Genomic DNA, 7545 nt, shown 5'->3' with positions numbered 1-7545 from the left:
CGCCGGCGGCCCGGCGGGCGGCGGCCCGGCCGGCGGGGGGCTGGGTGCCGGGGCCCGTGGCGCCGCCCGCTTCGGGGGCCGCTGCCTGGCGGGGCAGCAGGCCGCGCGGGACGGCCAGGGGCTTGAGGTCGTACGCGTTCTTCGGTGGTGTGGTGGTGCCCGGGCTCCGGCCGCGACGACTGCGCGCGGCGCGGTGGCTGCTCTGCGAATGACTCACGACGCTCCACATGCCACAGATGGCCTTGACGCGCCGGAATGTAGCGGAGCGGAGGTGACTCTCCAAAGTCGACCCGCTACGGAACGTGCACGCGCCGGTGCGGCGGGGCGCCTCCGCGGCGGGGTCAGTAGTCGAAGGCGCGCGCCGTGTTCGCCGCGACGGCGGTGGCCAGTGCGTCCTCCGTCATGCCCTTGACCTCGGCCATCGCCCGCAGGATGAGCGGGATGAGGTAGGGCGCGTTCGGTCGTCCGCGGTAGGGCGCGGGGGTCAGGAAGGGGGCGTCGGTCTCGACGAGCACCAGTTCGGGCGGGGCAACGGCGAGCGCATCGCGCAGCGGCTGGGCGTTCTTGAAGGTGATGTTCCCGGCGAAGGACAGGAAGTAGCCGGCCTCCGCGCAGATCTTGGCCATCGCGGCGTCGCCGGAGAAGCAGTGGAAGACGACCCGCTCGGGCGCGCCCTCCTCGCGCAGGATCCGCAGCACGTCGTCGTGGGCCTCCCGGTCGTGGATGACCAGGGCCTTGCCGTGCCGTTTGGCGATCTCGATGTGGGCGCGGAAGGACCGCTGCTGGGCGGCCATGCCGTCGGGGCCGGTGCGGAAGTGGTCCAGGCCGGTCTCGCCGACGCCGCGGACGTGCGGGAGGGCGGCCAGCGCGTCGATCCCGTCGAGGGCGGCATCGAGCGCGGCGTCGCCGCCGGCTTCCCTGGCGCCCTGGCGCGACCAGCCGTCGGGGTCGCCGAGGACGATCCGCGGGGCTTCGTTGGGGTGCAGGGCGACCGTGGCGTGCACGCTGTCGTACGCGGCGGCGGTCTCCGCGGCCCACCGGGAGCCGGCCAGGTCGCAGCCCACCTGGACCACGGTCGTGACGCCGACCGAGGCCGCCTTGGCGAGCGACTCCTCGACGGTGCCGCCCTGCATGTCCAGGTGGGTGTGCGAATCCGCCACCGGCACCCGAAGCGGTTCGGGCAGCGGCGGCGGCGTGTCCCTCTCGTTCTTGGCCATGGCCGCGATCCTACGAGGACCGCGGCCCGGGGCTCACCTGCGGTGGTTCTGGAAGGGATGCAGCAAATCGGAGAGGTGCCAGTGATGGCGCCCGGTGTCCTCGGCGGTACTGCCGGTGTTTTCCCCGGCGGCTTCCCCGACCACCGGCTCGCCGTTCTTCTTGGTGTGGTTCTTGGCGGGCCCACCGCCCTGTCGCTGGTGCATGTTCGCGATCGCGTTGGAGACCATCGAGACCTGGCCGGAGCGCATGATGCGCACGACGGTCGCACCGCAGTTCAGACAGGTGGGCCGGGTCAACGGGGACGGGACTCGCTCGCCCTCCGCGTAATAGACGACATGCATGGACCCGGTGGCGTCGACCTGATGCTCGATCTCGTACGACTGCTCCCAGCCATGGCCGCATTTCATGCACGCGAAGGCGTAGGCCTCGCGGGCCGCGGGCTCGGACGGGGGTATGGGGTGGGCGCCACTCGTAGCGGTGCTGGGTGTTTGCGCGATTTCGCTCATTGCCGCTCCTCTTGTCCGCTGGACAAGGTCTCCGGGGACCGAACGTCCCTCCCCTAGGGAACGCCTTTCCCGGCCATGGCGCAGCTGAGCTACGGGCTATTGGCCCAGATTTGGCAGCTTGTAGGAAAAGCACCCCGTGGCGCGCTCCCTCGCTTTACCTTCCAGGCTAGTCATTTACCTTCCGATGAGTCGGTTGTGCCCTTTGACGAGGGACCACTGCATTTCGAGGGGGCGTTTGGTCACGCGTTCTTTGAGGCGTTCTTTGCGGCGACCACCGCATCGAAAACCTCCCGCTTGGGTAGCCCGGCGTCCGCCGCGACCGCCGCGATGGCCTCTTTGCGCCTCTCCCCCGCCTCCTCGCGCACCTTCACCCGGCGCACCAGTTCTTCCGGGCCCAGATCCTGCGGTCCTGCCTCCGGGGCGCCCTCGACGACGATGGTGATCTCGCCGCGTACGCCCTCGGCCGCCCAGGGCGCGAGCTCGCCCAGCGGCCCGCGCTTGACCTCCTCGTACGTCTTGGTCAGCTCGCGGCAGACGGCGGCCCGCCGGTCCGCGCCGAAGACCTCGGCCATCGCGGCGAGGGTGTCGTCCAGCCGGTGCGGCGCCTCGAAATAGACCAGGGTGCGCCGCTCGTCGGCGACCTCGCGCAGCCGGGCCAGCCGCTCGCCGGCCTTGCGGGGCGGGAATCCCTCGAAGCAGAAGCGGTCCACCGGCAGTCCGGACACGGCGAGGGCGGTGAGCACCGCGCTGGGGCCCGGGACCGCGGTGACCTTGATGCCGCGTTCGACGGCGGCGGCGACCAGGCGGTAGCCGGGGTCGGAGACGGACGGCATCCCGGCGTCGGTGACCAGCAGCACCCGCGCCCCGCCGGCCAGCGCGTCGGCCAGCTCGGGCGTCCGGGCCGCTTCGTTGCCCTCGAAGTACGACACCACCCGCCCGGTCGGGGTCACCTCCAGCGCCTGGGTCAGCCGGCGCAGCCGCCGGGTGTCCTCGGCGGCGATCACATCGGCGGCGGCCAGCTCGGTGGCGAGCCGCGGCGGGGCGTCCGCGATCTCCCCGATGGGCGTCCCTGCAAGTACCAGCGTTCCAGTCACACCCCCATCCTCCCAGGGAGCCCCCGCCGCCCGACGCGCCCGCCCGTCGCCCGTCGCCCGACCTCCGCCCCCAGAACGGCGCCACGCGCCGACCGCCCATGCGGCGCAGGGCGCGGTATCCACAGGCGGCTTCCCTACGATGGGCCGGGTGACGAGTGACACCACCGCGACCGACGCCGCCCACCGCGCCCCGGAGCCGGCCTTCCGGCCCCCCATGTGGCAGCGACGGCTGCGCCGCTTCGGCTATGTCGGCCACCCGCAGGCCGATGTCCGGGCGCGGCTGGTGCCCGCCTTCCCCGAACCGGCGACCCGGCTGTGGGCGGTGTTCGGCGCCGGCCCGCACACCGCGGCGCGGGCCGCGCGCTGGGCGGGCTGGGTGGGGCCGCTGCTGGTGGCGCTGTTCGCCGGGGTGCTGCGGTTCTGGAACCTGGGCAGCCCGCGCAAGGTGATATTCGACGAGACGTACTACCCCAAGGACGCCTGGTCGCTGCTGCAGTACGGCTACGAGGGCACCTGGGCCAAGAACGCCAACGACGCGCTGCTGTCCCACCCGCCGAAGATCCTGCTGACGCCCGACCACTCGTACGTCGTGCATCCGCCGATGGGCAAGTGGCTGATCGCGGGCGGCGAGTGGCTGTTCGGGATGAACCCCTTCGGCTGGCGGTTCACCGTGGCGCTGCTCGGCACGCTGTCGGTGTTCCTGATCTGCCGTATCGGCCGGCGGCTGCTGCGCTCCACCGCCCTGGGCTGCCTGGCCGGCGCACTGCTGGCGGTCGACGGGCTGCATTTCGTGATGAGCCGCACCGCCCTCCTCGACCTGATCGTCATGTTCTGGGTGGTGGCCGCCTTCGGCTGTCTCCTGGTGGACCGGGACCGCACCAGGGCCCGGCTGGCGGCGGCCCTGCCGGTCGGCTCGGACGGTCTGACGCGGCCGGACGCGGCGGTCGGTGACCGGCTGGGGCTGGGCTGGCGGCCGTGGCGGATCGCGGCCGGGCTGTGCCTGGGCCTGTCCGCCGCCACCAAGTGGAACGGCCTGTACTACCTCGCGGCGTTCGCCCTGATGTCGGTGCTCTGGGACATGGCGGCACGCCGTACGGCCGGTGCGGCGCGCCCCTTCCGCTCGACGGTCCGACGCGACGTCCTGCCCGCCTTCGGGTCCACCGTCGTCGTCGCGCTCGCCGCCTACCTGGCGTCCTGGTCCGGCTGGCTCGCCACCAAGGGCGGCTACTACCGCGACTGGGCGACCACCCCCGAGGGCAGCACCGGCTCCTGGACCTGGCTCCCGGACTGGCTGCGCAGCCTGTGGCACTACCAGACCGAGGTCTACTCCTTCCACACCGGACTGACCACGCCCCACACCTACCAGTCCAACCCGTGGAGCTGGCTGGTCCTGGGCCGCCCCGTCTCGTACTTCTACGAGGACCCCAAGGCCGGCCAGGACGGCTGCACGGCGGCCGAGGGCTGCGCCCGCGAGGTCCTGGCCCTCGGCACCCCGCTGCTGTGGTGGGCGTCCTGCTTCGCCCTGCTGTACGTCCTCTACCGCTGGCTGTTCAGGCGGGACTGGCGGGCCGGCGCCATCGCCTGCGGCATCGCGGCCGGCTATCTCCCCTGGTTCCTCTACCAGGAACGGACGATCTTCCTCTTCTACGCGGTGGTGTTCGTCCCGTTCCTGTGCCTGGCCCTGGCCGTGATGATCGGCGCGATCATCGGCCCCCCGGGCGCATCGGAACGCCGTCACACCATCGGGGCCGTGGGTGCCGGCGTCCTGGTTCTCCTCATCATCTGGAATTTCGTCTACTTCTATCCGCTGTATACGGGTATGCCCATCCCGAAATCCGCCTGGCACAACCGGATGTGGTTCGACAGCTGGGTCTGACCGCCAGCGGCAAAAGGCGAGAGCCCTGGCGGCCGGGGATCATTCGTCACGTTTCCCTGACAAGTGGACGACAGCGCGTCACCGGACCGTGCCCCGATCGAGACGCACAGCGCTACCCCGTGTCCCTTAGAGTGCGACGCACGTTCTTGTGTGCGTATTCAAGGACGAGGCTCTGGGAGGGGAACGGTGGCATGCGCCGAGAGGTGAAGATCGGTCTGATCGGCGGATCGGTGGCCCTGGTGGCGGGAATCGTGGGCGGCTTCACGCTGTTCGGCGGCTCGGATGATTCGTCGCCACAGCAGCTCACGGCCGCGGACGCCAAGTCGGGCGACGGCAACGCGCCCGAGGTGCAGACCGGGCCGCTGACCGCGGCGGAGGTGGACACGACCGCGAAGGGGTTCCTGACCGCCTGGCAGTCCGGCGACGCCGCCAAGGCCGCGGAGCTGACGGACAGCCCGGCGGCCGCGAAGACCGCACTGGAGACTTTCAGCAAGCAGGCGCGGTTCTCGAAGGTCACCCTGACCCCGGGCAAGGCGGCCGGCGGCAAGGTGCCGTACACCGTCGCCACCCAGATCGCCTACAACGGCGCCAAGGCACCGTTCTCGTACGGCACGTCCATGACCGTGCGGCGCGACGCCACCACCGGCAAGCCGCGGATCGCCTGGAAGCCGACGGTGCTGCACCCGGCTCTCGGCAAGGGCGACGAGCTGCGCACCGGGGAGGCCGAGGCGCCGCCGATCAAGGCCGTGGACCGCAACGGCACCGAGCTGACGCCCGAGGCCCACCCCGCGCTGGCCAGTGTCCTGGAGAGCCTCCGGGACAAGTACGGCGACAAGACCGACGGCAAGCCCGGCGTGGAGCTGTTCATCCACCGCGCCAAGAGCGCCAAGGCCGCCACCCAGCAGCCCGACAAGACGCTGAAGGTGCTCTCCAAGGGCACCCCCGGCACCCTCAAGACGACCCTGGACGCCAAGCTCCAGGCCGTGGCGGAGAAGGCGGTCAAGGCGAAGAGCCGGGCTTCCGCCGTGGCGGTCAAGCCCAGCACCGGCGAGATCCTGGCGATCGCCAACTCCCCGGCGAAGGGCTTCAACCTGGCCACCCAGGGCTCGCTGGCCCCCGGCTCCACGATGAAGATCGTGACGGCGGCCATGCTCATCGACAAGGGCCTGACGTCGCCGGACAAGCCGCACCCGTGCCCCAAGTACGTGACGGTCGGCGGCTGGAAGTTCCAGAACGACAACAAGTCCGAGATCAAGAGCGGCACCTTCGCGCAGAGCTTCGCCGCGTCCTGCAACAACGCCTTCATCGGGCTGGCCGGGAAGCTCTCCGACGACGATCTGACGAAGGAGGCCCGGGACGTCTTCGGCATCGGCCTGAACTGGCAGACCGGCATCCCCACCTTCGACGGCGCGGTGCCCGTCCAGAGCGACGCGCAGATGGCGGCCTCGCTGATCGGCCAGGGCGGCGTGCGGATGAACCCGCTCAACGTCGCCACGCTCGCCGCGACCGTCCAGGCGGGCTCCTTCCACCAGCCGTACATCGTCTCCCCGTCGCTGGACAACCGGACGCTCGCCAAGGCCGCCCGCAACATGAAGCCGGCCACCGCGTCCGGCCTCAAGTCGCTGATGAAGCTGACCGCGACGTCCGGCACGGCCGCCGAGGCGATGGCCGGGCTCAGCGGCGACTTCGGCGCCAAGACCGGCTCCGCCGAGGTCGACGGCCAGAAGAAGCCCAACGCCTGGTTCACCGCCTACCACGGTGACCTCGCCGCGGCGGCCGTCGTCCCGGCGAGCGGCCACGGCGGCTCCAACGCGGGCCCGCTGGTCCGCACCATCCTCAACGCCGGATGACCGGTTAGGGCGCCCCGGCCGGGGCGCCCTCAGAATCCCCTTCGCATGGCCCGTACAGCTTTCGCTAGCGTGCGGGCCATGAACGATTCCGCGCCCGAGACCACCATCCCGGCAGCCGCGAACGTGCGCGAGCGCACCGCGTGACGCCCCTCGTCGTGGCGGCGGTCCTCACCGCCGCCCTCACCCACGCCAGCTGGAACGCGATAGCCCACGGCATACGCGACCAACTCCTCGCCTTCACCCTCCTCGGCACCGGCGGCGCCGTCTGCGGCGCCGCCCTCCTCTTCTTCACCCCCCTCCCCGCCGCCGGGGCCTGGCCCTACCTCGTGGCCTCCGCCCTCCTGCACGTCGTCTACCAGTCGCTGCTCATGCAGTCGTTCCGGCTGGGCGATTTCGGCCAGATGTATCCGATCGCCCGCGGCTCCGCGCCCCTGGTCGTCACCGTCCTCGCCGCCGTCTTCGTCCACGAGATCCCCGACGGCTGGGTCCTGACCGGTGTCGCGCTGGCCTCGGCCGGCCTGGTCGGCGTCGCCCTCTGGGGGATCCGCGGATCCGGCACCCGGCCGCACTGGCCGGCGATCATCGCCGCCCTCGCCACGGGCCTGTCCATCGCCGCGTACACCACCGTCGACGGCCTCGGCGTCCGCGCCTCCGGCACGTCCCTCGGCTACATCGCCTGGCTGATGATCCTGGAGGGCCTGGCGATCCCCGCCTACGCGCTGGCCAGGCGCCGCGGCCAACTCCTCACCGAACTCAAGCCGTTCGCCCGGCGCGGTCTCGTGGGCGGCGTTCTCTCGGTGTTCGCCTACGGGCTGGTGCTCTGGGCCCAGACCCAGGCCGCGCTGGCGCCCATCGCGGCGTTGCGCGAGTCGTCGATCATCGTCGGCGCGGCGATCGGGGCGCTGTTCTTCAAGGAGCGGTTCGGCGGGCCCCGGATCGCCGCCGCGGGGCTGATGGTGGTCGGGATCGGGCTGATGCTCTACCCGGGGTGAGGGGGTCCG

The 7545-nt window shown here is 71.7% G+C and carries 7 protein-coding genes; 3 read left to right on the top strand and 4 right to left on the bottom strand.

Annotation, left to right across the window (positions count from 1 at the left end; genetic code table 11):
• The 4 genes from FCH28_RS37245 to rsmI all read right to left on the bottom strand — a co-directional run.
• A partial coding sequence (locus FCH28_RS37245) for a hypothetical protein (protein ID WP_222852484.1) occupies positions 1–217 on the bottom strand: 217 nt, incomplete at its 3' end.
• A 124-nt stretch (positions 218–341) separates the two neighbouring features.
• Complete coding sequence (locus FCH28_RS37240; RefSeq protein ID WP_136744861.1) at positions 342–1217, bottom strand: TatD family hydrolase; 876 nt, start codon at positions 1215–1217, stop codon at positions 342–344.
• Positions 1218–1250: 33 nt separating this feature from the next.
• Positions 1251–1724 carry a hypothetical protein gene (locus FCH28_RS37235; protein WP_136744860.1) on the bottom strand — a complete coding sequence of 158 codons (474 nt, stop codon included), beginning with the start codon at positions 1722–1724 and terminating at the stop codon, positions 1251–1253.
• Between the two features lie 239 nt (positions 1725–1963).
• A complete protein-coding gene (rsmI, locus tag FCH28_RS37230; protein ID WP_136744859.1) occupies positions 1964–2818 on the bottom strand; it encodes a 16S rRNA (cytidine(1402)-2'-O)-methyltransferase in 855 nt (284 codons plus the stop codon).
• A 139-nt stretch (positions 2819–2957) separates the two neighbouring features.
• Between rsmI and FCH28_RS37225 the strand changes: the two genes are divergently transcribed.
• The 3 genes from FCH28_RS37225 to FCH28_RS37215 all read left to right on the top strand — a co-directional run bounded on the left by FCH28_RS37225 (position 2958) and on the right by FCH28_RS37215 (position 7536).
• Positions 2958–4694 carry a dolichyl-phosphate-mannose--protein mannosyltransferase gene (locus FCH28_RS37225; RefSeq protein WP_136744858.1) on the top strand — a complete coding sequence of 579 codons (1737 nt, stop codon included), beginning with the start codon at positions 2958–2960 and terminating at the stop codon, positions 4692–4694.
• Positions 4695–4885: 191 nt separating this feature from the next.
• Entirely contained in the window at positions 4886–6544 is a 1659-nt protein-coding gene (locus tag FCH28_RS37220) for a penicillin-binding transpeptidase domain-containing protein (protein WP_187364018.1), read from the top strand.
• A 140-nt stretch (positions 6545–6684) separates the two neighbouring features.
• Positions 6685–7536 (top strand): DMT family transporter, encoded by an 852-nt coding sequence (locus FCH28_RS37215; RefSeq protein WP_136744857.1) that lies wholly within the window; start codon positions 6685–6687, stop codon positions 7534–7536.
• Positions 7537–7545 lie beyond the last annotated feature (9 nt).

Origin of the sequence: Streptomyces piniterrae (assembly GCF_005048155.1) — a bacterium.
Classification (GTDB): domain Bacteria; phylum Actinomycetota; class Actinomycetes; order Streptomycetales; family Streptomycetaceae; genus Streptomyces; species Streptomyces piniterrae.
This window is presented reverse-complemented; position numbering and strand designations above follow the sequence as displayed.